Below are 25,002 nucleotides of genomic sequence, written 5' to 3'. Positions count from 1 at the left end.
TCCTCCTTTCGGTGTCGTTGACGCCGCACCTATGGTGACTCCATGGGATCGGGGGCTCTGCCCAGCTGGCGCGGCAAACGTGCATTTGCAATGACTTCGCCCGGCTTGGCGTCTCCCTTGCCGGCGAGCTTCAGGTCTCGTACGCTCCCCGTTATCCGGGTCAGCCGGGGTAGGTGAAGAAGCTCGATCGGCGCATACTTAAAGGACTTGACCGGAAGCGATCCTTGGTAGGAGGGGAACCATGACTTCTCATCGAAAAGTAAAGAATGCCGGAGGGGTCGTGTCCGAGAGCCAGGTGCCGCGTTCCTATCTTCAGCCCTCGAGCGCAAAGACCGGCCGTTTCATCCGCGGGTCCGTGGTCAGGGTTCCGTTGGGGGCACGAACCTACGACGCGACCGTGATCGAGGAACGCAACGGCAGGGTCCGCGTAGAAATCGATGTTGCCGGAAGTGACGAACCGATTACCTCCTCGTATGCGATCGAGGAACTCTCCGCTACGTAGGTTTCGGCGTCGGTGTGCAGTCAATGGGAGGTTTCGCCTTCCGGCACCGGTTCAGCCCTCGAGCATGTCCAACACCATCGGCTTGACCTTCTCGCCGAGCAGCTCGATGCTGCGTTGCATGGGTCCGTGGGGGAGCGTCCCGGCGCTGTACTTGATGTCGACGCGGGACAGGCCCAGCGTTGTGGTGATCGTGGCCATCTTGCGGGCCACGGTTTCGGGGGAGCCGAGCAGCAGGTTGCCGTTCTCCCCGGCGGAGGCGTTGAAGCGGATCCGGCTGGCAGGCGGCCACCCGCGCTCGGCCCCGAGCCGGTCCATGGTCCGCTTGTAGTGCGGCCAGAGGATCTCGGCGGCCTCCTCGTCGGTGTCCGCGACGAGGCCGTGCAGGTGCGCGCCGATCTTCTGCGGGGCCTGGCCGAACTCCTCGAGCGAGCGGTGGTAGAGCCGGGTCAGCGGCTCGAACGCCAGCGGGTTCCCGCCGATGATCGCCAGGAACAGCGGCAGGCCGTGCCGGGCGGCGCGGACCACCGATTCGGGGCTGCCGCCCACGCCCACCCAAGCGGTCAGGCCGTTGGCCGTGGGCGGGTAGACGCGTGTCCCGCTCAGCGGTTTGCGCGTGCGCCCGCTCCAGGTGACCGGTTCCTCCTTGAGCAGCTTCGCGAACAGGGCGAGTTTCTCCTCGAAGAGGACCTCGTAGTCGGCCAGGTCGAAGCCGAACAGCGGGAACGACTCGATGAAGGAGCCGCGGCCCAGGATCGTCTCGGCCCGCCCGTTGGACAGTGCGTCCAGGGTGGCGAAGCGCTCGAAGACCCGGATGGGGTCGTCCGAGCTGAGCACGGTGACGGCCGAACCGAGCCGGATGTGCTCGGTCCGTGCGGCGATGGCCGCCAGCACGACCTCGGGGGCGGTGACGGCGTAGTCGTCGCGGTGATGTTCGCCGACGCCGAAGAAGTCCAGGCCTGCCTGGTCGGCGCTCACGGCCTCCTCGACGACGTCGCGGATGACCTGGGCATGGGGGAGCAGGTTGCCGTGTTCGTCCTCGGTGCGGTCGCCGAAGGTCTCGACGCCGATCTCAAGCTGTGCCATGGGGCCTCCTGTTTGGTTTAGATGCATTCGCATACAATAACCCGTTCGGGGCACCCGGTATTCCCACCCCGATTGACGTTGGACACACCTGCCCCCGGCGCCCCCTGCCGGACCGTGTCGCGGCTGTAGAGTTGGCTGCAGAAACCCCGTCAGAACAGGAGACTTCGTGTCCGACCGTGACAAGCCGGAGCCCTCCGAAACCACCACGCGCCCGGAGGACCCGAACCCGCCCGTCGGATCGATGCCGCGCATCCCGACGTCGGAAATCAAGCAGCCGGTCGGCCTGCTCGGACGCCTCGGCCTGGCCGGTTCCCGGACCACCGGGGACGACGGCGGTGCCTCCGCCGAGGCCGATGTCGCCCCGGGCTTCCACGACGACTGGGTCAAGACCGAACCCACTGGCGCCCTGGCCTACACGCCCGAGGCAGTCGAGGTCGACGAGTCGCGTCCCCGCACCGACCACGTGCTGCCCAGCGGCAGCGTGGACCTGCCCGGCTCCCCGGACGACCGCTCCAAGACCGAACCGGACTGGGACGGGGTCACCCCGCGCACCGCCGAGGCGCCCGTCGTCGTGCCCGGGAAGAAGACCGCCACCACCGACTCTGGCAGCACTGCCGACGCAGCGTCCGGCCGCCAGGCCGGCACCGGAAAGCCAGCCGACAGCGCAGCGGCCGACGTGGCCGCCAAGGCGGCCGGTGCCTCGCCCGCCCGCCCCAAGGGCCAGGGCCGCAAGACGCGTCCGGGCTGGCCCGTCCGCCCGGGCCGGCCCTCCAGCCGCCCGGCGGCATCCTCGGGCTTCGACGGTCCCGCAGCACCCCGCACCGGCACCGCCCGCAAGCCGAACGCCTGGAAGATCCCCGCAGCCCGCCGGCCCAAGCCAACCCCTGCTGCCCCGCCGACGACCAGCACCGTGCCGATCGACCCGGCGGTGGCACGCGTCTCCAACGTCCTGCCTCCGGAGGCCCGCACCAGCCCGCAGACCGCGGCGCAAACGGTCGTTCCCCCGACGCCGACGCGTCCGGCGAGCCCGCTGCCGACCGTCGCGCGTGCAGCCAGCAAGGCCAACCCGGCGGCCCGGCGCATGTTCTCCAAGATCATGCAGACCGAGTCGCCACCAACCCAGGCGTTCTCGATCGTGGACCGGCTGGTGGGCAGCCCGTACGCCAACCCGACCATCCAGCAGCCCGCCGAGTACGACGCCAACGCCCGGCAAACCCTCGAGTTCGCCCTGGACCTGGCCGAGTCCATGTTCCGCTTCGGCGCCGGTGCCCTGCAGGCGGAGACCAGCGTCATCGCGGTCACCGCCTCACTGGGGCTGCGCAACGTCGACGTGGAGATCACCAACCAGTCCATCCATATCAACTACGCGCCACAGGACCAGAACCCGGTCTCGCTGCTGCGCGTCGTGCGATCCTGGACCGGGAACTACCGTGGCCTGGCCCGACTGCACCGGCTGGTCTCCGAGATCGTCGCCGGTGGGGTCACGCGGACCCAGGCGGCGGACCGGCTGCACGAGATCCTCCGCCAGCCCAAGCCGTTCCCGCGCTGGATGGCCACGGCCGGCGGCGGCGGGTTCACCGCTGCCTTCGTCGTCTTCATCGGCGGCAACTGGCTCGGTGCCCTGCTGGGGTTCCTCTCCTTCGCCCTGATCACCAAGATCATGAACGTCGTCGGCGCGTGGCGGGTCCCCGAGTTCTTCACTATCGGGCTCGGCTCCGCGGTGACGACGGCGATCGCGATGCTCTTGTGGGCGGTCCACGCCCCGATCTCCCCGGCGGTGGTTGTCGCCGGCGGGATCATGCTGCTGCTGCCCTCGTCGAGATTCGTCTCGGCGGTGCAGGATGCCATCAACGGCTTCCCGGTCACCGCCGCTGGCCGTTTCTTCTCGTCCTTGCTGATCTACGGGGCGATCATTGCCGGGATCACGGCGGCCCTGGTCGCCGGGGCGATGATGGGCATGCCGCGGCTGGACGTGGCCAATGTGGCGCAGATCGACTACCCGAAGCCGTTCCTGGTGTTCCTCGTCGTCGTGGCCGTGATCTGCGTGGGCGTGTTCGAGCAGACCTCGCATTCGCTGGTGCTGCCCACCGCGGGCGTCGCGCTGGCCGGGTACCTGGCCTATCTGCTCGCCGAGCAGCTCGGCGTGGGGGAGCGGTTGACCCCCGCGGTGGCCGCGGTGGTGGTCGGCGGGTTCGGCCGCTGGGTGGCCATGAAGATGGGGGCCCCGCAGCTGGTGGTCGCCGTTCCCGCGGTGACGTTCCTGCTGCCCGGTCTGATGATCTTCCGGGCGATGTACGGGATCACGATCGATGCCGGCCAGGTGTCGGTCGGCCTGATCCAGATGTTCAACGCCTTCACGATCATCCTGGCCATCGCCGGCGGCGTCGTGCTCGGCGACACCGTCGCCCGCCCGTTCACCAAGGGCTGGATCACCCACGAACGCCGGCGCATCCGCCGCCGCTAACCCCACAGCGCGCTCCGCGCGGGCTGCAGCTGGCTGGCTATCCGGGTTATCGCCCTCCGAAGCATCGCCAACGGGCGGTTTCCCGGACATCTACCGGGTGGTTACGGACCGTGGGCCCACCAAGCGCCCCAAAGGCGCCCCTACAACCCGGGCAGCGGTGCGTCCCCCGGCCCCTCCGGAGCAGGCCCGCCCGGCGGCCGTACGGCTCCGGCGGCGCCCACGGACGGCGCGGCTTCCGCCGCCGGCAAACGCCAATCCACCGGCTCGCCACCCTGGGCCTCGAGCAGCTCGTTGGCGCGCGTGAAGGGCCGCGAGCCGAAGAACCCGCGCCGGGCCGACAGGGGAGAGGGGTGCGGGCTGGTGATCACCGGCGTCGTGCCCAGCAGGGGTTCGAATCGCTGGGCGTGCCGGCCCCAGAGGATCGAGACCAACGGAGTGCCCCGGCCGGCCAGGGCCGTGAGCGCGGCGGTCGTGATCTCCTGCCAGCCGAGCTTGCCGTGCGATCCGGTGTCCCCGGCGCCCACCGTGAGCACCGGGTTCAGCAGCAGCACGCCCTGATCGGCCCACGGGGCCAGATCCCCGCTGGCGGGGAAGGGGTAGCCGGTATCGGCCACGTATTCGGCGAACATGTTGGCCAGGCTCCGTGGCAGGGGCCGCACGGCGGCGTCGACGGCGAAGGCCAGCCCGATCGAGTGCCCCGGGGTCGGATACGGGTCCTGGCCGAGGATGAGGACGCGCACCTCGGACATCGGCCGGTGGAAGGCCCGCAGCACATGTTCGGCGGCCGGCAGGACCAGCTCCCCGTCCGCGCGTCGCCGGTCCAGTTCGGCCTCCACAGCTTGCAGCCGGGGCAGGACCGGCTCCAGCGCCCGGGCCCAGTCCGGGGCCATCGGCCAGGTGGCCTGCGCATCATTCTCCATGGGGCCATTTTGCCCGCCGGCATGCACCGGGCGCCAAATGACATCATTGTCATTCGCCACTACCATGGAGGGTGGGGAAGAACCCCGCGACCCGGCCATGCCCGGGTGGGGGCATGCAGGATCGGAGACGGGCCGAGGAGGCACATCATGGCAGTTCAGGCCGGCGAGCTGGAGTTCGACATCGACGAATCCAGCGACTTGGACGAACGCGACCAGCGGATCCTGGCCCTCGAACGCCAATGGTGGAAGTACGCCGGGGCCAAGGAGCAGGCCATCCGCGAGCTCTTCGATCTCTCGGCGGCGAACTACTACCAGCTGCTCAATGCGCTGATCGACACGGACGCCGCGCTGGCGCATGACCCGATGCTTGTCAAAAGATTGCGTAGACTTCGATCGACGAGGCACCGCGCACGCAGCGCCCGCCGCCTGGCCGGCGACGCGTAGGGCCGCTGCCCCGCCACCACCTGCCTGACGGACCAAAGGAACCAAGGACTGCGATGACGAAGTACCCCAACGACGAATTCGACAGGGTCCCCGAATTCACGAACCGCAAGGGTGTCCACCGCCAGGCCGTCGCCGGGGAAGCGGCCCGCCGTTCCCCGCTGGGATGGATCGTGGCGTTCGGCATCCTGGCCCTGGTCGTCGGCCTCTTCAGCTACTTCGTCCTGCCGCAGCTCACCGGCCAGCCGGTCGCCACCACCGCTGCGGCCTCCAGCTCGGCCAGCGCACCGGCCTCGCCCACCCAGGACGACGCCGATGCCTCCTCCGCCTCGGAGGCCCCCTCCGGTGGTGCCTCCGAGGGGGCTGCCGCCTCCGATGAGGCAGGTGCCTCGGAAAGCGAAGCAGCCGAATCCTCGCGCGCCGCCGAGGAATCCGCCGCCGCGTCCGAAGCCGCTGCTTCGTCCAGCGCCGCCGCGGCCAGCTCGGCTGCCGCGGAATCCAGTGCCGCAGCCGCCGAACCGGACCTGTCCACCAGCATCGGCGTCTACAACGCCTCGAACCGCTCCGGCCTGGCCGGCTCGGGCCGCAGCGAGCTCGTCGGTGCCGGGTTCACCAGCGTCAGCGCGGGAAACTGGACCAAGCACGTAAACAACTCGGTGGTCTACTACAAGTCGGAAGCCGACAAGGCCACTGCCCAGCAGGCCGCCGACGTCCTGGGGATCGGGACGATCTACCAGACCGCGAACATCCCCGGGCGCATCGCCGTCGTCCTCGGCTCGGGCTACTGAGTTCTTCCGCGGCCTACTCGGAACCGTCCCGGACGGCACGAGTTTTCCCGAATACCGTCCCACGGCTTGCACTCTCGGGTAGGGAGTGCCAATAATTGACTTAGCACTCGGGTGTTGAGACTGCTAAGCGCGGCGCGGACCGGATCCGCGACGGTGCCTCGCCGTCGAACACACCGGGTGAACCCCGGATCAGTTGCAGCGAGGGTGTGGGCACGGCGTTCAGACAACGCAGGGTCCCGCCCGTCCGTCGCGGGCGTTTCAGCTGGTTCATGAACTCGCATGACTGTCCCGAAAGGACCACTAGCCACCATGGCCAAGATGATTGCATTTGACGAGGAAGCACGCCGCGGCCTCGAGCGGGGTCTGAACACCCTGGCCGACGCCGTCAAGGTGACCCTCGGCCCGCGCGGGCGCAACGTCGTCCTCGAGAAGAAGTGGGGCGCCCCCACCATCACGAACGACGGCGTCTCCATCGCCAAGGAAATCGAGCTGGACGACCCGTACGAGAAGATCGGCGCCGAGCTGGTCAAGGAGGTCGCCAAGAAGACCGACGACATCGCGGGCGACGGCACCACCACCGCCACCGTGCTGGCCCAGGCCCTCGTCAAGGAAGGCCTGCGCAACGTTGCCGCCGGCGCCGACCCGCTGTCGCTCAAGCGCGGCATCGAGAAGGCCGTCGAGGCCGTGACCACCGAGCTCTTCGACTCCGCCGTGGAGATCGAGACCAAGGAGCAGATCGCCGCCACCGCGTCGATCTCCGCTGGCGACTCCCAGATCGGCGAGCTCATCGCCGAAGCACTGGACAAGGTCGGCAAGGAAGGCGTCATCACCGTCGAGGAGTCCAACACCTTCGGGCTGGACCTCGAGCTGACCGAGGGCATGCGCTTCGACAAGGGCTACCTCTCGGCCTACTTCGTCTCCGACGCCGAGCGCCAGGAAACGGTCCTCGAGGATCCGTACATCCTGATCGTCAGCTCCAAGATCTCCTCCGTCAAGGACATGGTCGCCGTCCTGGAGAAGGTCATGCAGTCCGGCAAGCCGTTGCTGATCATCGCCGAGGACGTCGAGGGCGAGGCCCTGGCCACCCTGGTCGTCAACAAGCTCAAGGGCACCTTCAAGTCCGTCGCCGTCAAGGCCCCGGGCTTCGGTGACCGCCGCAAGGCCATGCTGGCCGACATCGCCATCCTCACCGGTGGCCAGGTCATCTCCGAGGAAGTCGGCCTCTCGCTCGAGGCCGCCACGCTCGACCAGCTGGGCCAGGCCCGCAAGGTCGTCGTCACCAAGGACGAGACCACCATCGTCGAGGGTGCAGGCGACGCCGAGGAGATCGCCGGCCGCGTGTCCCAGATCCGCGCCGAGATCGAGAACTCCGACTCCGACTACGACCGCGAGAAGCTGCAGGAGCGCCTGGCCAAGCTGGCCGGCGGTGTTGCGGTCATCAAGGCCGGTGCCGCCACGGAGGTCGAGCTCAAGGAGCGCAAGCACCGCATCGAGGACGCCGTGCGCAACGCCAAGGCCGCTGTGGAAGAGGGCATCGTCGCCGGCGGCGGCGTGGCCCTGATCCAGGCCGGCGAGAAGGCCTTCGCGAAGCTGGCACTTGAAGGCGACGAGGCCACCGGCGCCAACATCGTCAAGGTCGCCGTCGAGGCACCGCTGAAGCAGATCGCCTTCAACGCCGGCCTCGAGCCCGGCGTCGTCGCCGACAAGGTCAAGGGCCTGCCCGCGGGCCACGGCCTGAACGCGGCCACCGGCGTCTACGAGGACCTGCTGCAGGCCGGCGTGAACGACCCGGTGAAGGTCACCCGCTCTGCCCTGCAGAACGCCGCCTCCATTGCGGGCCTGTTCCTCACCACCGAGGCAGTTGTCGCCGACAAGCCGGAGAAGGCCGCTCCGGCCATGCCCGGTGGCGACGACATGGGCGGCATGGGCGGCTTCTAGCCACCCCGGCTTCCCAGCCTTCATCAGCACGACGCCGGCGCGGTCACCTCATCGAGGTGGCCGCGCCGGCGGCTTTAAGGCGCGGCACGGTTCAGGGTGCCGGAAAGCCGAGATCGGCCAGTTCCGCTGTGAGGTTCTCCCGGGCGGCGACTTCCCAGAGGTCCCTTCCGGTGGCTGTCGCGTAGAGCGGTTCGGTGGCCAGCAGCGTGCGCAGCACCTGGGCCCGGCCGACGGCGAAGTCCGCGGCGGGGACGTGCGAGTACTCGCGGCGTACCGCGGCGGCATAGCGGGTGTAGGCGGGCCGCGGACGGGCCAGGACCTCCAGATCCGCGTCGCACAGCAGGCGCCCGGCGGCGTCGTCCGCTTCCGGCCAGTGGGTGGCCGTCAGCCGGACCAGGCGGGCAACCTCGGCCACCTCGTCCGCGGGGACCCCTGCCTGCGGCAGCAGCTGTTCGGCCAGGCGGGCCGATTCCTCCTCATCCTGGCCGGCGACACCGGCGTAGACGGCGTCGTGGAACCAGGCGGCCAACCACGGTGCCCGCGGATGGGGCCCGACCGCCTCGCCCCGAGACCGCAATAGGTCCAGGGCGCGCAGCACGGCCAGCAGGTGGGCCCGGTCGTGGTACTGCCGGTGCGGTTCGGACCACCGGGTGATCAGCTGTGCAGCGAGCCCCGCGTGGCCGGGCAGCAGGCGGTCCCACGCATCGGCGAGGACCCCGTCGAGGCGCTCGGGGCGTTGCCGGGCCGGGATGCGCACCCCGGAACGGATGAGGCGCCGCGCCAGCTCGGTGGCCGGGACGGGCAGGGCCCCGCGTGCGACCAGGTCGTCAAACCGCTTGCGAGGTACGTCGTAGTGGTCACGGTCGAAGGCACGTGCGGGCAGGTCGGCGGCCGCGGCAAAGGCATGGAGTTCCTCGACCGAGATGTCGGAGACCAGATGTGAGAACTCCGTGCCGTGGGCGGGCCACAACGGGGGATCGATGAGGATGGCCATGCGCCCAGATTACCCGGGGGAGCGGGGGAGTGCCCTGTCAGGCGGTGGCGCCGAGGGGCGAACGCAGCGGCCAGTCCTGACCCTCGAGGATCACCTGTGCGCACGCGCCGGTCTCCGGGTTCACGAGCACCGGGGCCAGCAGGTTCACGGTGGCCTCGCGGTCGGACGTGTTCACCATGGCCAGGACCGTGGGCTTCTGCACGGCAGCCGCGCCGACCAGTGCCAGCTGCTCGCGGGAGAAGCGCGGGGCATAGTCCGGCAGGTGGGTGGCGGCGTCGAGCACGAAGAAGCGGATCTCCGGGCGGTCGGCCGAATCCAGCGAGTAGAGGCCGACGGCGTCCTCGACGGGCTCGAGCGTGAACTCGGTGAGGTCGGCGAGGCCGGGGAGCGGGGCGGCGAAAGCGAGGCGTGTGCTCATCGGAGGAAGTCCATCAGGGTCGGTTGGAGGATGCGCGCGGAGGCAGCCAGCGCTGCCTGGTAGGCGACCTCCTGCGTTTTCAGGTCCAGGATGGCGGTTCCCAGGTCGATGTCCTCGACCGCCGAGCGCCGACCCTCCAAGGCTACGGCGTTGTCCATCAGCGTGGACTCGGCAGCCAGCACCGTCGCGTGCCGGACACCGACGGAGGTCTGGGCATCGCGGACATTCTGCATGGCAGCGTCCACTTGGTCGATGCGCTGTGAGATGTTGTCTCCCCCGCGGAGGTCCTTGATGATGTTGGTGATCAGCGAGAACACGTCGTCTCCGCCTTCCGTGATCGGGCCGAAGGCCTCGGCGGCGTCCGTGTCCACTCGGACAGTCGTGTTGGGTCCGGTGCGCCGGTCGACTTTGCCGCCAGTCGCCGTGAAAGTGACGGTGACGTCGTCCGTTTCCACCGTCGTCTCGTCCGGCTTCACAGTGACGGCTGCGGACGCATCGGCCGTGCCCGCGAACACGAGCCGTCCCGCGTACTGGGTGTTCGCGGCATCGGCGAGGCTGTCGCGCAGCGTCTCGAGCTCGATCGCGATGGCCTCCTTGCCGTTGGCGTTGATGCTGCCGTCGTTGGCGCCGCGGACCGTGAGCTCGCGGATGCGGTTGAGGATCGTGGTCGCCGAGGACAGTGCCGAATCGGCCGTGGCCAGCCAGCCCTTCGCGTCTCCCACGTTGCGGCTGTACTGCTCATTGGCCCGGGCCTCGGCTCGGACGGCCATCGAGGTCGCGGTGCCGGCCGGGTTGTCGCTGGGCCGGGAGATGGCCTCGAGTGAGGACGCCTTCGTCTGCGCGGTGGCCAGGCGCTGCATGGCGGTCTGCAGGTTGCGGGTGGCGGCTGCGCTGATGCCGGCGTTCGTGATGCGGTTGATCATCGTTCCCTTCCTTAGCGTCCGACGATGCCGGTGCGGTTGATCAGGGTATCGAGCATTTCATCGACAGCGGTCATGACGCGCGCTGCCCCCTGGTAGGCATGCTGGTAGGCCAGCAGTGCGACGTTCTCCTCATCGAGGGACACGCCGGCGGATGCCTGCTGCTGGGCGGCGGCTGCCGAATGTGCGACGGCGGCAGTCACCGCTTGCTGCGCCTCGGCTTGCGCTGCCAAACCAGCAGAGACGACGACGCCGGACCACACCTTGTCGGGACCGCCATCCTCGTTGGCGAGATCGGCTAGTTTCAGCGCGTTGGAGCCGTCCAATTTCCCAGCGCCCGCAGAGGATTTCGTGGCAAGCTCAGCGGCAGAAGAAACGATCACCGAGAGCCCGGCCGCTGTCGTCTGGTCTGGATCGAAGAAGTTCTTCTGTGTCTGATCAGCTACGGTGAAGCCCTCCTTGTGCACCGTGTTGACGGTTGTCACCAAGTTCTCGGCGACAGCGTCCAACGATGCGGCCATCTCGGCAATCGCACCACCCGTTCCGTTCCCTTCGGGATCCGCTGGTGCTAGCAAGGAGAGCGCTCCAGCGACCCGTCCGCCGACCGAGTCGACGTCGTTACCGTCCAACGTCAACCGCGGCGGGTCATTTGTCGCCCCGGAGAGCTGCTCCGATCCGGTGGCCTTCAATTCGCTGTGGCTGGTGCCGGCGACGAGCGACTGGTTCCCGAGTTTCACCTCAATGGTGCCGTCTGCGTTGGTCGCACTGGTGGCACCGGACAGCTCGGCCAGACGGTTGACGAGCATCGCTCGCCGGTCCAGCATCTCGTTGGCGTTGCCTCCGGCGGTCATCGTCGCCCTGATATTGCCATTCAGCTCAGCAACCTGGGCCGCAGTCGAGTTCACCTCCGAGACCATCGTGTTGAGCCCGGAGCGCTGTGTGGACCACTGGTCGGACAGCTCGCCGTGCATGAGGGCGAGCCGGGACGCGACGTCTTTTGCGCTGGAGATGAGCACCGTGGCTTGCGATGCCTCCCCGGGGTGGTTGGCCACGCCCTCCCAGGCATTCCAGAACTTGCCGAGCAACGCCGAGAGGCCGTTTTCGCCCGGTTCGCGCAGCGTGTTTTCGATGTCCATCAGGGCAGCAGCACGGGTATCTGCCATGCCGACGGCGCCGGAGGTCGCGTTGAGCCGGGCATCCAGGTGTGCGTCGGCCAGCCGCGCGATGCCACTGACGGAGACACCCTGGCCCAAGCTGGGGCGGGTGACGATCAATCCCGTGGAGGCCAGTGCCCCGACGGCTGACAGCTCGGCACGCTGTCGGGTGTAGCCCGGCGTATTGACGTTGATGATGTTGTTGCCGGTGGTCTCGATGCCGATGCGCGCGGCATTCAACCCGGTCATCGCGGTGTTCAATCCACTGAAGGTGCTCATATCCGTCCCCTACAAACTCGTGTCGATGATCCGCGCGCCATCGCGGGCAGCGGTACCGGCGCCCGTGCGGTCGTAACCGGGCCGTTCGTCGTCGAGCGTGGCCAGTGTCTCCTGCGTGGAGCGCTGGGCCGCGCGCAGGTACTGCTCGTTGGCCTCTCGCAGTGCGGCGATCTCGCTGGTGGTCTCGCGCAGCGCGGTCAGGTGCGCTCCGAGGATGTCGGTCCAGGGTCCCTGGGGAGCTTGTGCGGCGATATCTGCCAGCGGCGCGTCATCGGCTAGACCCCAGGCTGCGGCCACCGAAGCGGCTTCGACGGACCGGGCCAGGCTGGCAGCGTGGACCTTGTCCAGCACGCTTTCCACCTCGCGGGTGGCCATGCCGATCCAACGGCTCTTCCCGGAGACCAAGAGGAGTTGTTCCTCCTCGAGCTTGAACTGGAGCAGCTCCAGCAACTCCCGCTCTTTCCACAGCAACGCGGATAATTCATTGGCACTCATGCGCCATCGATCCCCTCAGCTTGTCGGGTAGACCCCACGCCTATCTTCCATGTAGCCCCCCGGCATACAAGAGTCTATCGGCCGAGTTTTCAGCACCGTTAGGAAGACTTTGTGGGTAGGAGAAAATTGGGGGTATCCAAATTCCACAAAGTTAAACTAATATCTCCTGTGGGGGGGAATTTCGCTCCGCCCCAGCGGTCAGTATGGCTGGCCGCTATTTACTTGGAATGGGGCGAGTCAGTGGATAGATCTGTGCGCAATCAGATGGTTGTCGACAATCTGCCGTTAGTGGGTTATCTCGCTGCGGAGATGTGTGCGAAGGCAACGCATCTCTCGCGTGAGGACCTGGCGTCGGTCGGTTCGATCGCCCTGGTCACGGCAGCAGATTCCTTCGATCCTGCCCTCGGCGTTCCCTTTGGCGCCTACGCACGCCGACGCATCGTCGGCGCTTTCGCCGACGACATGCGCTCCAGCGACTGGGCGACCCGCGGTGCACGCAAGCGCATCAAGGAAACCAAGGTCGTCCAGGAGACCCTGACGGCAGCCCTCGGCCGTACGCCGACGACGGCGGAACTCGCCCAGTCCCTCGGTGTCGCCGAAGACGAAGTGCACGCTGCCATGCAGGATGCCGCCCGCACTGTCGTCGGCATCGACGATGTCATGGCCGACTACCTCGTCGCCGAGACCGAAACACCCGAGCAGCGGCTGCTTGCCGACGAGCGCACCGCAATGGTGCGTGCCGCCGTGGAAGTCCTGCCGGAGAAGATGCGGCACATCGTCCAGCGCATCTACTTCGATGGTTCGACGGTCAAGGAAGTTGCAGCAGAGTTGGGCATTACCCACTCCGCGGTGTCCCAGCAGCGATCCGAGGCGATGCGTTTGCTGCGCGACGGCATGCAAACCCACTATGCCGATTCGGAGCAGATCAAGAACTCGGAGCCGGTATCCCGCGTTGCTGCGCAACGGCGGACGAACTACCTGGCCGCGTTTGGCGAGCAGGCAGCCGGCGGAATTACCCGCACGGCCCAAGCGGTTCACCGCATCAGTCCGGCTGCCGCTGCTTTGTAGAAGATTTCCACTTCTCGGCTAACGCCCAGAAAGTTCCTGCCGATAGGTGTGGTTGAGGTCCACGGACGGACCTCGCACGAACACCCACTTCACGGAGGAATTCACCATGGGTATGACCGTTAACACCAACCTTTCTGCGATCAACGCGCAACGCAACCTCGCGAACACGCAGAACGACCTTTCCAAGTCGCTGGAGAAGCTCTCCAGCGGACTGCGCATCAACCGGGCCGCCGATGATGCGGCGGGCCTGGCGATCTCCGAGGGCCTGCGCTCGCAGGTCAACGGCTACACCGTGGCAGCTCGCAATGCCCAGGACGGCATCTCGGTCATCCAGACCGCTGAAGGCGCCCTGACCGAGGTCCACTCGATCCTGCAGCGCGTCCGCGATCTGGCCGTGCAGGCCGGCAACGACTCCAACAACGCAGATTCCCGCACTGCGATCCAGACCGAAGTGGAACAGTTGGGTGCAGAACTCACCCGAATTTCTGAAACCACGAACTTCAACGGAATTGACCTGCTGAAGGGAGCAACCTCCGGAGACGGCACGGGGCAGTTGAGCTTCCAGGTAGGAGCAGGTGGGGCACCCAGCAACCAGATCATTGTCGATCTGACGTCGGCCGATGTGGCCGCCATCGGGACGGCGATCACCGGTTTGGCTGCCGCAGGGTTTGCTACTGCGACTGCTTCTGCCGCCTCGATTACAGCCATCGACACCCAGATCGAGAACGTGTCGACCGCACGTGCTGGCCTTGGTGCCTCGCAGAACCGTCTCGAGTCTGCCATCAACTCCCTGAATGTCGGACGCGAGAACCTGACCGCCGCCGAGTCCCGCATCCGAGACGTCGACATGGCCGCAGAAATGGTCAAGTTCACCCGCTCGAACATCCTCTCCCAGGCCGGCACCTCCATGCTGGCCCAGGCGAACCAGTCGAGCCAAGGTGTGCTGCAGCTCCTCCGCTAAATCGTTCGAGCCTAGGCAGCGAGTGAATTAATTCGACTGCGGGACCGATGCTCGTATCGAGACGGAGAAACGTTCCCAGCCACGTTCCTGTGCTCGCACAGAGGACGTATCAAGGCGACGTTCATGGATGAACGCCGCACCAACACCCACTTCACGGAGGAATTCACCATGGGTATGACCGTTAACACCAACCTTTCTGCGATCAACGCGCAACGCAACCTCGCGAACACGCAGAACGACCTTTCCAAGTCGCTGGAGAAGCTCTCCAGCGGACTGCGCATCAACCGGGCCGCCGATGATGCGGCGGGCCTGGCGATCTCCGAGGGCCTGCGCTCGCAGGTCAACGGCTACACCGTTGCTGCCCGCAACGCCCAGGATGGCATCTCGGTCATCCAGACCGCTGAAGGTGCCCTGACCGAGGTCCACGCGATCCTGCAGCGCATGCGCGACCTTGCCGTCCAGGCCGGCAACGACTCCAACAACGCCGAGTCGCGTGAGGCCATTCAGAAGGAGGTCACCGGCCTGACGGACGAGCTGGTCAGGATTGCGGACACGACGAACTTCAACGGGAAGGACCTGCTGAAGGGGGCCACCATGTCCTTCCAGGTAGGGGCTGATGGAGGCGCATCGTCGCAAATTTCCGTGTCGATGACTGACATGAAGACATCGTTGGCGTCCATTACCAATATCACTTACGGGGCGACATCGGCTGATGCCAGCACGCACGAGCCCGACGCAACGAACTTCCTGTTTGATTCGGCGGCGAACGCAGCCTTGGCTATTACGGCCATCGACACGGCAATCACTGCGGTTTCGACAAACCGAGCTGAGCTCGGTGCTGTCCAGAACCGCTTCGAGTCGGCCATCAATTCACTGAATGTCGGTCGCGAGAACCTGACCGCCGCCGAGTCCCGCATCCGAGACGTCGACATGGCCGCGGAAATGGTCAAGTTCACCCGCTCGAACATCCTCTCCCAGGCCGGCACCTCCATGCTGGCACAGGCGAACCAGTCGAGCCAGGGCGTTCTGCAGTTGCTGCGTTAGTACCTTGACGTAGTGAAGTAAAGAGTTCCGCGAACGGTGCGTGGCGGCCGGCCCGGCCCCCCGCCAGATAACGGTCGCCACCGCCGTTCACGGGACACCTCCAGCATTTCCGCAGTCGTAGGCAGTCATAGAAGGGAAGAGAACTTGGGCATCTCGCTCGACGGATTGTCATCCGGTCTGGATACCACAGCCCTGATCAACACCCTGATGCAGGCCGAGGCCATTCCGCAGAACATCCTCAAGAACAAGGTCTCTGCGGCACAGACGATGGTTTCTGCCTTGCAGGCGCTGAATACCAAAGTCTCTGCACTAGGCGAACTGGCAGAGAAAGCAGCCAAACCGGACTCCCTGCAGCTTTTTACCACCACAAGCAGCTCAGATGCCGCGAAGGCTACCGCGGGTAGCGGCGCTGCCCCTGGTTCCGTGGACATCACCGTCAACCAGACGGCACAAGCACAGGTGTCGGTCTCTGGGAAAGTCAGCGAGTGGACCGAGGCATCCTTTACCATCACGAAGGCCGACGGGTCCGTCATTTCCATCGCGGCAGATTCGACGTCACTTGATGACGTAGTCCGTGCCGTCAACAATTCCGACGCTGGCGTCAAGGCTGTCATGGTGGCAGCAGGCGATGGCACCTTCCGCCTACAATTCTCAGCCGCCGACACCGGAACCAGTGGCAAGTTCACCATTTCTGGAACTGCAGGCTCCAACCTCACCGAAGCGAAGACTGCACAGGATGCCAGCATCACGCTGTGGTCCGGGGTGACGGGAGTCGAACAAGAAGTCATTTCGTCCAGCAACACGTTCGAGGACCTGCTGCCCGGTGTCGACATCACCGTCAGCAAGGCCTCCACGTCTCCGGTGACCATTACGGTCGCACGCGACGACGAGGCCGCCGGCAAGGTCGCCGAGGACCTGGTCGACAATCTCAACAGCCTCTTCGGCTTCATCTCTGCCAACTCGTCCGTGACATCCGATCCCGACGGCACCACGAAGGGCATGATCTTCACCGCCGACAGCACCGCCCGCGATGTGAACCAGCGGATCCTGTCCGCGGCCACGATGCCGGTCAACGGCAAGTCGCCCTCGGAAATCGGCATCAGCATCACCAAAACCGGAACCATCGAGTATGACGCCGAGAAGTTCCAGCAGGCGCTGACCGAGAACCCTGCCATGGTGGAGGCTACACTCCAGGAGATCGCCTCCCGCGTGCATTCGACCGCCTCCGCACTGTCCGACAAGTACGACGGCCAGATCACCGCCCGCATCAAGGGCCAGGAATCCACCATCACCCGCCTCGACGACCAGGTCATGGACTGGGACCGCCGTCTTGCCACCCGCCGGGCGACCCTCGAGAAGACCTACGCGGCCATGGAAGTCCAGCTCAGCGCCCTGAACGCCCAGTCCTCCTGGCTCACCAGCCAACTGTCCTCGCTGCCGAGCACGAACGGAAGCTCTTCATGATGATAAACCCAGCCCAGAAGCGCGCCCAGCTGGAACGCGAGGCCATCCTCTCCGCCAGCCCGGCCCGACTGCTGACCATGCTCTACGACCGGTTGCTGCTGGACCTGTCCCGGGCCGAAGCCGCCCAGCAGAACGAACAGTGGTCCATCGCCTCGGAGAACCTCATCCACGCGCAGGCCATCGTCGCGGAACTGTCCTCCACGCTGAAGCTCGACGTGTGGGACGGCGCCGCAGATCTGCTGGCCGTCTACACCTACGCCACCACCGCCATGTTGAATGCCAATACAAGCCGGGACGCCGCCAAGACGCGCGAATGCATCGAGCTGCTCGAGCCGTTGCGCCAGAGCTGGCACGAGGCCGCACAGGCGCAGAACGAATCCGCGCCGGCACCGGCCGGAGCCCTGCGCGTTGGATAGGGGAACCGATGATGCGTGGACACGCGTGCTGGAAGACCTTGAGCACCAGCTGGAGGCGGCCCAGGCACTCGAGGCAAGCACCGGCGTCGTGCCCTGGACACCGCCCGCCGGGCTTGGTCCACTGCCCGCGGAACTGGCGCCCCGTGCGCAAGCACTCGTCGCCGCGCTGAACGACGCTGCGGTTCGCACCGTTGCCGCACGGGACGAGATCGCCCGGCAGCTCGCCGCGGTGCGGTCCGTGCCGCTGGCCGAGGACGGCGGATCGTCCGTTTACCTCGACGTCGCTGGCTGACACATACCGGGCTGAGATTCGGCAGGCCAACACTGGCTGGCTGGCACCGGGCTGGCGGGCGCAACGCGCGCTGACCAGCGGCTATCTGAAAACTTTTCGTCAATTACCCATCGCAACCGCTAACGGGCCGACCGGCCCGGCCGATGGTTGCCAGTGAGCACGGATTGCTCACACCTTGTGGCCCACGGACGGGCAGTGTCTCGACCCTGGAGCAGTAAGCCGTGTTCGAATCCGTCACGTCGGTCGCGCTGGAAAGCGCCCTCGATGGCCTGGCCATGCGCCAGCGTGCCATCGCGAACAACATCGCCAACGTCAACACGCCGGGCTACCACGCCGAACGCGTCTCCTTCGAGGACACACTGGCCCGCTCCGTGGCCCATGGCGACGGCCACGCGACGGCCACCACGGCCCGCTCGCTGGAACCGACCCGGCTCGACGGATCGAACGTCAACATGGACACCGAGACGCTGTCCAACATCGACACCGTGCTGCGCTACCAGTTCGCCACCCAAGCCGCCTCCGGCACGTTCAGCGGGATCCGCACCGCCCTGAGGAGCAGCTGACATGCCCCTCGACGCCATCGGCATCGCCGGCACCGCGCTGACCGTGCACCGCAAGTGGCTCGACGCCGTCGCGGACAACCTCTCCAACATCAACACCGCCACCGCCACGAACGAGGACGCCTTCCGTGCCCGCTACGTCCTGGCCCAGGCCGGTGGCGAGGACAACGGCGTCTACGTCGCCGGCACCGAACTCGGCGACTCCGAGGGCCGTGTGGTCCACGAACCGAACCACCCGCTGGCCGACGAGAACGGCAACGTGCGCTACCCGGACATCGACTACGCCGAGCAGATGGGCGCCCTGATCATGGCCCAGCGCGGCTACCAGGCCAACGCCGCCGTCGTGGACCGGGCCAAGGAAACCTACCAGGCCGCCCTGCAGATCGGACGCAACTGATGCCCGCCGTCGTTCCCCCCATTGCGGGGTCCATCCCGTCCGTCACCTCGGTGGCACCGACGACCCCCACCGGTTATGCCGGCAAGGCCGAGGGGCCGTCCACCGACGGCAGCCAGTTCGCCTCCACGCTCGCCGGCGCCGTGGACAATGTCCAGGAACTCAAGGGCGTCTCCAACGAGCTGGCCATCCAGGCCGTCACTGGCGACCTCACGGACATCCACGCCGCCACGCTGGCATCGGCCCGTTCCTCCATCGCCCTTGAAATGGCCGCCACCTTCCGCAACCGCGGGGTCGAGGCGTTCAACGAGATCATGCGGATGCAGGCCTGATGGCCGTCCCCGCGCCGCTGGCCAAACTCGGGCAGACCATCGGCGGCTTCAGCATCGGCCAACGCACCGTGGCCATCATCGGCATCGCCGTGCTGGTCCTCGGCGGCATCGCCCTGGCCACCTTCGTCACGCAGCCGCGCTACTCGCCGCTGTTCACGGGCCTGCAGGCCGCCGACGCCTCCGCCATCGTCGAGCAGCTCAAGACCGACGGCATCCCGTACGAGCTCTCCAACGGCGGAGCGACCATCATGGTCCCCGAGGAGAACGTGTACGACGCGCGGCTGAAGGCCGCCGCCGCCGGCATGCCCACCGCGGGCCAGGGCGGCTACTCCCTGCTCGACGACATGGGCGTCACCTCCAGCGAATTCCAGCAGTCCGTCACCTACAAGCGCGCCCTCGAGGGCGAACTGGCCAAGACCGTCGAGGCGCTCGACGGCGTCAAGATGGCCTCGGTGAAGCTCGCCATCCCGGAGGAGACCGTGTTCGTAGACTCCAAGGTCGATCCGACCGCCTCGATCTTCGTGGAGACCACACCCGGGACCACGCTGACTCGCGACCAGGTCCAGTCCGTGGTGCACCTGGCCTCGGCCGCCGTCGACGGGCTCAAGCCCGAGAACGTCGCCGTGGTCGATGCCGCCGGCACGCTGCTCTCCGCCGTCGGCGTCGGGGCCACCGGGGGAGTGGACGCGCAGGCCTCCGACTACGAGGAGCGGATCCAGGCCGCGGTCCAGGGCATGCTCGACCGCGTCGTCGGCCGGGGCAACGCCACCGTTGCCGTCGCCGCGGACATGAGCATGGAATCGGCCGAGCGGACCGAGGAGTCCTTCACCGACCCGAAGGGCGCCCCGGCCCTGACCGAATCGACCAAGACCGAGAACTACGAGGGCACCGGCGGCGGCAGCGCCGGCGTGCTGGGGCCGGACAACATCGCCGTCCCGGAGAACTCCACCGGCGACGGGACGTTCACCTCGGAGACGTCCGACCGGACCAACGCGGTCAACAAGGTCACCGAGAACCGCAGCATTCCCGCCGGTTCCCTGGAACGCCAGACGATCTCCGTGGCGTTGGACGCCGCCTCCACCCAGGGCCTGGACGTCGACAAGGTCACCGAGATGGTCAGTGCAGCCGCCGGGATCAACACGGACCGTGGCGATCTGGTCAGCGTGAACGTGATCCCGTTCAACGCCGAAGACGCCACCGCGGCCCAGGATGCCCTGGCCGCGGCGAACGCCGACGCTGAAGCCGCGCGGAAGGCCGAACTGATGCGGACCCTGGTCATCGCCGGAGCCTCGGTGCTCGCCCTGCTCCTCATTCTGGCCGTGATCCTGTTCCGCCGCCGGAACAAGCAGAACCGCGAGCCGCTGGACATCGGCGAATTCCACGAATACGAGGCGCTGCCGGATAAATTCCAGTCCCTCGACGCCCCGGCCACCACGTCGATCCCCAGCATCCCCGTCCCGGCCGCCGTGGCGGCACCTGTTCCCGTTCCGGCGTTCGGAGCCGATGAGGATTCGGCCCGCAAGCGCAGCGATCTGGATGCCATGGCCGCTTCCGATCCCGCGATGATGGCCGATTACCTGCGGACCGTCATGGATGATCGGGCGAACGCATGAGTCCCACCGTCGAATTGACCGGCACCCAGAAGGTCGCCGTCGTGCTGATGCAGATGGACCGCGCCAACGCCGCGGCCGTGATGCGCCAGTTCTCCGAGGAGGAGGCCGGCGAGATCGCCGCCGAACTAGTGCGTCTGCGCCGGGTGGACAGCGAGGTCGCCGAGCAGGCCCTCTCGGAGATCTACGAACTGACGAGCACCGGCAAGGCCGGCACGCGCGGCGGCAAGGACTTCGCCGCCGGACTGCTGGAGGCCTCCTTCGGGTCGGAGAAGGCCACCTCCGTGCTGGACCGCATCGCGTCCACGAACGCGGGCAGGAGCTTCGAGTTCCTGGCCACCGCCGAGGCCACCCAACTGGTCTCCCTGCTCGACGGCGAGCTGCCGCAGACCATCGCCCTGGTCATCGCCCACCTGCCTCCCGACGTCGGCTCCGCCGTCATGGCCGGTTTCGAATCCGAACTGCGCACCGCCGTCGCCCGGGCCCTGGCCACCATGGGCAACGCGTCGCCGGAATACGTGAAGATCGTCGCCGAGGCGCTCAAATCCCGCGCCGGGTCCATGGTCGGTCCGAGGGAGGAGGCCGACGTCGTCGGCGGCATCCAGCCGCTGGTCGACATCATCAACCGCTCCGACGTCGCCATGGAACGTGACCTGCTGGAGAGCCTGGACGCCAACGATCCGGAACTGGCCGAAGAGGTCCGCTCACGCATGCTCACCTTCGCCGACCTGGTGAAGTTCGAGCGCCGCGATGTGCAACGCGTGCTGCGTGGCATCGACCCCAAGGCCCTCGCGCTGGCCATGAAGGGTGCCGCGGCACCCGTCGTAGAGACCATCCGGGCCAACATCTCCGACCGCACCCAGGAGATCCTCAAGGGCGAAATCGAGGCGATGGGGAAGGTCCGCGTCTCGCAGGTGGAGCAGGCCCGCGCCGACATCGTGCGGTCCATCCGCGAACTCGAAGCCCAGGGCGAGATCACCGTGCAGCGTGGGGACGATGACGACTATGTTGTCTGAAACGTCCCCCACCCGGCCCTCCTGGTCCCAGCCGGCTGCCACGACGGGCAAATCGGCCGGCCAGACCGGCGGTACGATCGATCCGGAGCAGTTCCGTCCCGTCGTCTTCTCTTCCCTCGGGGCCACCGCCGCCGATACCACGGACCCGGAGACCTCGAGTGCGCGCGCCCGCGGGTACGCCTCCGGCTACGCTGCCGGCCGCCGCGCCGCCGAAGCGGACGTCCGTGCCGAGCGCGAGGAACTCCAGCGCCGGCACCACGCCGCCGAAATGGCCCGCCAACGCGATCTCGCCGCAGCAGTGGCCACCCTCAACGGTGCCGCCGTCGCGCTGCACCGGCGCATGCTGCCGGTCCTCGAGGATGCCTCCCAGCTGCTGGCCGAGTCGGCCCTCCATCTGGCCCAGGCCGTGCTGGGCACCGAACTACTGGACACCGAGCACGGCGCCCGCGCAGCCCTGGCCCGCGCCCTGGCCGGCGTCGAGGCCGCCACCGTCCACGCGGTGCACCTGCACCCCGAGGACCTGGCGGCCTTGCCCGCCGGACTCGACCTGGACGGGCGCATCAACCTGGTCGCCGATCCCCGGCTGGAGCGCGGCGACGCGATTACCGAGTTCGAGGACGGCTACCTCGACGCGCGCATCGGCGAGGCGCTGGCCCGCTGCCGGGCCGCCCTGCAGAGTGGTGACACATGAGCACCCTCGCCATTGAAAACAGGCCGGGCTCAAGGACCGGAACCAGCACGGGATCCAGACTGCCCCAATTGCGCGCCATGATCACGGCCGCACCCCCGGCGCGCATCGGCGTGGTCACCTCCATCCTGGGCCTCGGCCTCGAGGTCGCCGGGCTGTCCTGCCCGGTCGGCGCCGTCGTGCACATCGGCGAGGCGCGCGTCCCGGCCGAGGTCGTCGCCGCCACCCGCACCACCTTGCACTGCATGCCGTTGGGCCCGCTGGAGTCGATCTCCGCCGGTGACCACGTGCGTACCACCGGGCGCCCGGCCCTGATCCCGGTCGGCCACGCGCTCATGGGCCGCGTCATCGACGGCCTCGGCCGCCCCATCGACGGCAAGGGGCCCCTCGGCGACCACGAGCTGGTCGCCTTGGAAAACGAACCGCCCTCGCCGATGGAACGCACACGCATCAGCGAACAACTCCAACTCGGGGTCCGCGCGCTGGACACCATGACCGCGGTCGGCCGCGGCCAGCGCATCGGCCTGTTCGCCGGCTCCGGCGTCGGGAAGTCCTCGCTGCTGTCCATGGTCGCCCGCGGCACCAACGCCGCCGTCAACGTCATCGCCCTGGTCGGCGAGCGCGGCCGCGAGGTGCGCGAGTTCCTCGAGGAAGACTTGGGGCCCGAGGGCCTGGCCCGGTCCATCGTCGTCGTGTCCACCTCCGACGAGCCGGCGCGCATGCGCCTGCGCGCGGCCTTCGCCGCCACCCGCATCGCCGAGCACTTCCGTAACGGCGGCTCCGACGTGCTGCTGATGATGGACTCGCTGACCCGCGTGGCCATGGCCCAACGCGAGATCGGCCTCTCCGCCGGCGAACCACCGGCCACCCGCGGCTACCCGCCCTCGACCTTCTCGCTGCTGGCCCGGCTGCTCGAACGCGCCGGCACCGACTCCTCCGGGTCCATCACCGGGATCTACACGGTCCTGGTCGACGGCGATGACCACAACGAACCCATCGCCGACTCGGCGCGTTCCCTGCTGGACGGGCACGTGGTGCTGGACCGCAAGCTCGCCGTCGCCGGGCACTTCCCGTCCATCGACGTCCTGGGTTCGGTTTCCCGCGTCGCCTCCCGCGTCACCACCCGGGACGCCGCGGCCACCGCCGCCTCCTTGCGCCGCATCCTGGCCGCCCGCCGGGCCGCCCAGGACCTGCTCGACGTCGGTGCCTACCAGCGCGGGACCAACCCGCTGGTCGACGCAGCCGTCGACCACGAGGACGCCATCAACGAGTTCCTGTGCCAGCGGCTCGATGCCCCGGTGCCCGCCACCACGGCGTGGACCGAGCTCGACGCACTGGTGCGCGGCATGGGGGTGGCCTGATGTCCCGCGCGTTCCGCCTGGCCGGGCTGTTGCGGCTGCGCGAATCCCAGGAGGCCCAGGCCGCCGGCAAGCTCGCCGTGGCCAACACCGGCCTGCGCGAGGGAACCGCCCGGGTCAACCGGCTGCGGACCCGCGCCGGGGGCACCCCGACGGACGTGGACAGCGTCGCGGCCCTGCAGGCCGTCGCCGCCGTGCGGGCCTCCACCCGCGGGATGCTGGTCGAACTCGATGGGCTCGTCGAGAGCCTGGCCGACGAGGCCGAAACAGCGCGCGACACCTATCGCCAGGCGCGCCGCGACGCCCTGATGCTCCAAAAACTGGGCGAGCGGCACCAGACGGCCCTGGTCGCCGACGACTTGGCCCGCGAACAAGCGGCCCTCGACGAAGTGGCCTCCCGGGCACGTAGCGGACAGGAAGGCACCCCATGAGCATCACCGAAGCGCTCGGGCGCATCAACTCCATCCAGTCGACGCTGGCCCAGGTCTCCGGGGCAGCCCAACGGCCCGCCACCACCGCGACGGGCGCCGCAGCGGGCAGCACCTCGTCCAACACCGCCGCCTCGGCCGCCGCCCAGCTGGCCGCGGCGACGCTGGCCGGATCCGGGGCCTCGCCGACGGCCGGAACCGCCGACGCGTTCTCCGGGGCCCTAGCCAGCGTCCTCGCGCCGGGATCCGGGACGACCGCGGGGGCAAAGGCCACCGGCGCCGACGAGGTCGGGCCGGTGAAGAAACACGGCTCCACCACCGGCGCCGACGTCGTCGCCACCGCCAAGAAATACCTGGGCGTGCCCTACGTCTGGGGCGGGAACAACCCGGCGATCGGCCTGGACTGCTCCTCGCTGGTCCAGCACACCTTCCGCGACCTGGGCATCGACCTGCCCCGCGTGGCCCGCCAGCAAGCCACCGTCGGCACCGAGGTCCCCTCGCTGTCCCAGGCCAAGCCCGGCGACCTGCTGGTGCTGCGCAACGGCAAGCACATCGGCATCTACCTGGGGGACAACAAGATGATCCATGCACCGCGACCTGGCGAAAAGGTCAGCATCCGCGAGCTGTTCGAAACCGACAAGGACATCATGACCATCCGCCGCATCGTTCCGGCAGAGACGCCGGCACCCACCGTGGCCCCGAGTGGCTCGGCTGCCGCATCGTTGGCCCTGCAACAGGCGGCCTTCGCCGGGGCAGCATCATGAACGCCATCGTGACCGCGTCGTCGGCCCCCACCGCAACGGGGATGCGGCCATCCGGTCCGACGTCCTCCACCGCGCACGACGGCGCTGCCTCCTTCGGCGATGCCCTCGCCACCGAACAGCACGGCCTGGCCCGACGCGGCAACGAACCCCAGGGCACCAGGACGGACACCCAGCCTGGGGGAGCGCCAGCCTCGTCCCCGGCGGTTCCACC

General features: G+C 67.9%; 27 protein-coding genes. 20 read left to right on the top strand and 7 right to left on the bottom strand.

What is annotated here, in order from left to right; translation table 11 throughout:
* The first annotated feature begins 241 nt into the window (after positions 1-241).
* Positions 242-502: a hypothetical protein gene (locus tag AB8M85_RS09305; protein WP_372698497.1), complete on the top strand. Its 261-nt coding sequence runs from the start codon at positions 242-244 to the stop codon at positions 500-502.
* 51 nt (positions 503-553) lie between these two features.
* Here the strand turns inward: AB8M85_RS09305 and AB8M85_RS09300 are convergent, their stop codons facing one another.
* Entirely contained in the window at positions 554-1,585 is a 1,032-nt protein-coding gene (locus AB8M85_RS09300) for an LLM class flavin-dependent oxidoreductase (RefSeq protein WP_372698496.1), read from the bottom strand.
* Positions 1,586-1,751: 166 nt separating this feature from the next.
* Here AB8M85_RS09300 and AB8M85_RS09295 point away from each other — a divergent pair, with 166 nt between their 5' ends.
* A complete protein-coding gene (locus AB8M85_RS09295) occupies positions 1,752-4,049 on the top strand; it encodes a threonine/serine exporter family protein (protein ID WP_372698495.1) in 2,298 nt (765 codons plus the stop codon).
* A gap of 140 nt (positions 4,050-4,189) precedes the next feature.
* On the opposite strand, the gene AB8M85_RS09290 is transcribed toward AB8M85_RS09295, so the two are convergent.
* On the bottom strand, positions 4,190-4,969 hold the full coding sequence (locus tag AB8M85_RS09290; RefSeq protein ID WP_372698494.1) for a uracil-DNA glycosylase: 780 nt from the start codon (positions 4,967-4,969) through the stop codon (positions 4,190-4,192).
* A 147-nt stretch (positions 4,970-5,116) separates the two neighbouring features.
* Between AB8M85_RS09290 and AB8M85_RS09285 the strand changes: the two genes are divergently transcribed.
* The 3 genes from AB8M85_RS09285 (at position 5,117) to groL (ending at position 8,136) form a co-directional block, all read left to right on the top strand.
* Positions 5,117-5,413, top strand: coding sequence for a DUF3263 domain-containing protein (locus AB8M85_RS09285; RefSeq protein WP_372698493.1), 297 nt, complete (start codon positions 5,117-5,119; stop codon positions 5,411-5,413).
* 53 nt (positions 5,414-5,466) lie between these two features.
* Complete coding sequence (locus AB8M85_RS09280) at positions 5,467-6,198, top strand: LytR C-terminal domain-containing protein (RefSeq protein WP_372698492.1); 732 nt, start codon at positions 5,467-5,469, stop codon at positions 6,196-6,198.
* A 309-nt stretch (positions 6,199-6,507) separates the two neighbouring features.
* The gene (gene groL, locus AB8M85_RS09275) at positions 6,508-8,136 is read left to right on the top strand and encodes a chaperonin GroEL (RefSeq protein WP_372698491.1); all 1,629 of its coding nucleotides are present in this window, start codon (positions 6,508-6,510) and stop codon (positions 8,134-8,136) included.
* Positions 8,137-8,227: 91 nt separating this feature from the next.
* On the opposite strand, the gene AB8M85_RS09270 is transcribed toward groL, so the two are convergent.
* From AB8M85_RS09270 to AB8M85_RS09250, 5 genes are read right to left on the bottom strand one after another with little or no spacing between them, the layout of a single operon-like run.
* Positions 8,228-9,130: a DUF4031 domain-containing protein gene (locus AB8M85_RS09270; RefSeq protein WP_372698490.1), complete on the bottom strand. Its 903-nt coding sequence runs from the start codon at positions 9,128-9,130 to the stop codon at positions 8,228-8,230.
* A gap of 37 nt (positions 9,131-9,167) precedes the next feature.
* On the bottom strand, positions 9,168-9,548 hold the full coding sequence (locus tag AB8M85_RS09265) for a flagellar assembly protein FliW (protein WP_372698489.1): 381 nt from the start codon (positions 9,546-9,548) through the stop codon (positions 9,168-9,170).
* A complete protein-coding gene (gene flgL, locus AB8M85_RS09260; protein ID WP_372698488.1) occupies positions 9,545-10,471 on the bottom strand; it encodes a flagellar hook-associated protein FlgL in 927 nt (308 codons plus the stop codon). Before flgL ends, AB8M85_RS09265 begins: the two co-directional genes overlap by 4 nt.
* Before the next feature lie 11 nt (positions 10,472-10,482).
* Positions 10,483-11,901 carry a flagellar hook-associated protein FlgK gene (flgK, locus tag AB8M85_RS09255; protein WP_372698487.1) on the bottom strand — a complete coding sequence of 473 codons (1,419 nt, stop codon included), beginning with the start codon at positions 11,899-11,901 and terminating at the stop codon, positions 10,483-10,485.
* 9 nt (positions 11,902-11,910) lie between these two features.
* Positions 11,911-12,396: a flagellar protein FlgN gene (locus AB8M85_RS09250; RefSeq protein WP_372698486.1), complete on the bottom strand. Its 486-nt coding sequence runs from the start codon at positions 12,394-12,396 to the stop codon at positions 11,911-11,913.
* Positions 12,397-12,648: 252 nt separating this feature from the next.
* On the opposite strand from AB8M85_RS09250, the gene AB8M85_RS09245 reads away from it, so the two are divergent.
* The 15 genes from AB8M85_RS09245 to AB8M85_RS09175 all read left to right on the top strand — a co-directional run bounded on the left by AB8M85_RS09245 (position 12,649) and on the right by AB8M85_RS09175 (position 24,791).
* Positions 12,649-13,464 carry a sigma-70 family RNA polymerase sigma factor gene (locus AB8M85_RS09245; protein ID WP_372698485.1) on the top strand — a complete coding sequence of 272 codons (816 nt, stop codon included), beginning with the start codon at positions 12,649-12,651 and terminating at the stop codon, positions 13,462-13,464.
* A 106-nt stretch (positions 13,465-13,570) separates the two neighbouring features.
* The gene (locus AB8M85_RS09240) at positions 13,571-14,425 is read left to right on the top strand and encodes a flagellin (RefSeq protein WP_372698484.1); all 855 of its coding nucleotides are present in this window, start codon (positions 13,571-13,573) and stop codon (positions 14,423-14,425) included.
* 168 nt (positions 14,426-14,593) lie between these two features.
* Positions 14,594-15,469, top strand: a complete 876-nt coding sequence (locus AB8M85_RS09235; protein WP_372698561.1) for a flagellin — start codon at positions 14,594-14,596, stop codon at positions 15,467-15,469.
* Positions 15,470-15,613: 144 nt separating this feature from the next.
* Complete coding sequence (fliD, locus tag AB8M85_RS09230) at positions 15,614-16,933, top strand: flagellar filament capping protein FliD (RefSeq protein WP_372698483.1); 1,320 nt, start codon at positions 15,614-15,616, stop codon at positions 16,931-16,933.
* The gene (gene fliS / locus AB8M85_RS09225) at positions 16,930-17,349 is read left to right on the top strand and encodes a flagellar export chaperone FliS (RefSeq protein ID WP_372698482.1); all 420 of its coding nucleotides are present in this window, start codon (positions 16,930-16,932) and stop codon (positions 17,347-17,349) included. Before fliD ends, fliS begins: the two co-directional genes overlap by 4 nt.
* A gap of 25 nt (positions 17,350-17,374) precedes the next feature.
* Positions 17,375-17,641 (top strand): hypothetical protein, encoded by a 267-nt coding sequence (locus AB8M85_RS09220; RefSeq protein WP_372698481.1) that lies wholly within the window; start codon positions 17,375-17,377, stop codon positions 17,639-17,641.
* 221 nt (positions 17,642-17,862) lie between these two features.
* The gene (locus AB8M85_RS09215; RefSeq protein ID WP_372698480.1) at positions 17,863-18,204 is read left to right on the top strand and encodes a flagellar basal body rod protein FlgB; all 342 of its coding nucleotides are present in this window, start codon (positions 17,863-17,865) and stop codon (positions 18,202-18,204) included.
* 1 nt (position 18,205) lies between these two features.
* Positions 18,206-18,598: a flagellar basal body rod protein FlgC gene (locus AB8M85_RS09210; protein WP_372698479.1), complete on the top strand. Its 393-nt coding sequence runs from the start codon at positions 18,206-18,208 to the stop codon at positions 18,596-18,598.
* Complete coding sequence (locus tag AB8M85_RS09205) at positions 18,598-18,927, top strand: flagellar hook-basal body complex protein FliE (protein ID WP_372698478.1); 330 nt, start codon at positions 18,598-18,600, stop codon at positions 18,925-18,927. The genes AB8M85_RS09210 and AB8M85_RS09205 overlap by 1 nt, the downstream gene beginning before the upstream one ends.
* The gene (gene fliF / locus AB8M85_RS09200; protein ID WP_372698477.1) at positions 18,927-20,540 is read left to right on the top strand and encodes a flagellar basal-body MS-ring/collar protein FliF; all 1,614 of its coding nucleotides are present in this window, start codon (positions 18,927-18,929) and stop codon (positions 20,538-20,540) included. The genes AB8M85_RS09205 and fliF overlap by 1 nt, the downstream gene beginning before the upstream one ends.
* Entirely contained in the window at positions 20,537-21,553 is a 1,017-nt protein-coding gene (gene fliG / locus AB8M85_RS09195) for a flagellar motor switch protein FliG (RefSeq protein WP_372698476.1), read from the top strand. The genes fliF and fliG overlap by 4 nt, the downstream gene beginning before the upstream one ends.
* Positions 21,543-22,244, top strand: a complete 702-nt coding sequence (locus AB8M85_RS09190) for a FliH/SctL family protein (RefSeq protein ID WP_372698475.1) — start codon at positions 21,543-21,545, stop codon at positions 22,242-22,244. The genes fliG and AB8M85_RS09190 overlap by 11 nt, the downstream gene beginning before the upstream one ends.
* A gap of 77 nt (positions 22,245-22,321) precedes the next feature.
* Positions 22,322-23,602 carry a FliI/YscN family ATPase gene (locus tag AB8M85_RS09185; protein WP_372698560.1) on the top strand — a complete coding sequence of 427 codons (1,281 nt, stop codon included), beginning with the start codon at positions 22,322-22,324 and terminating at the stop codon, positions 23,600-23,602.
* Positions 23,602-24,030: a flagellar export protein FliJ gene (locus AB8M85_RS09180; protein WP_372698474.1), complete on the top strand. Its 429-nt coding sequence runs from the start codon at positions 23,602-23,604 to the stop codon at positions 24,028-24,030. The genes AB8M85_RS09185 and AB8M85_RS09180 overlap by 1 nt, the downstream gene beginning before the upstream one ends.
* Entirely contained in the window at positions 24,027-24,791 is a 765-nt protein-coding gene (locus AB8M85_RS09175; protein WP_372698473.1) for a C40 family peptidase, read from the top strand. The genes AB8M85_RS09180 and AB8M85_RS09175 overlap by 4 nt, the downstream gene beginning before the upstream one ends.
* Positions 24,792-25,002 lie beyond the last annotated feature (211 nt).

Origin of the sequence: Arthrobacter sp. JSM 101049, assembly GCF_041679245.1 — a bacterium.
Lineage (GTDB): Bacteria > Actinomycetota > Actinomycetes > Actinomycetales > Micrococcaceae > Arthrobacter_H.
This window is presented reverse-complemented; position numbering and strand designations above follow the sequence as displayed.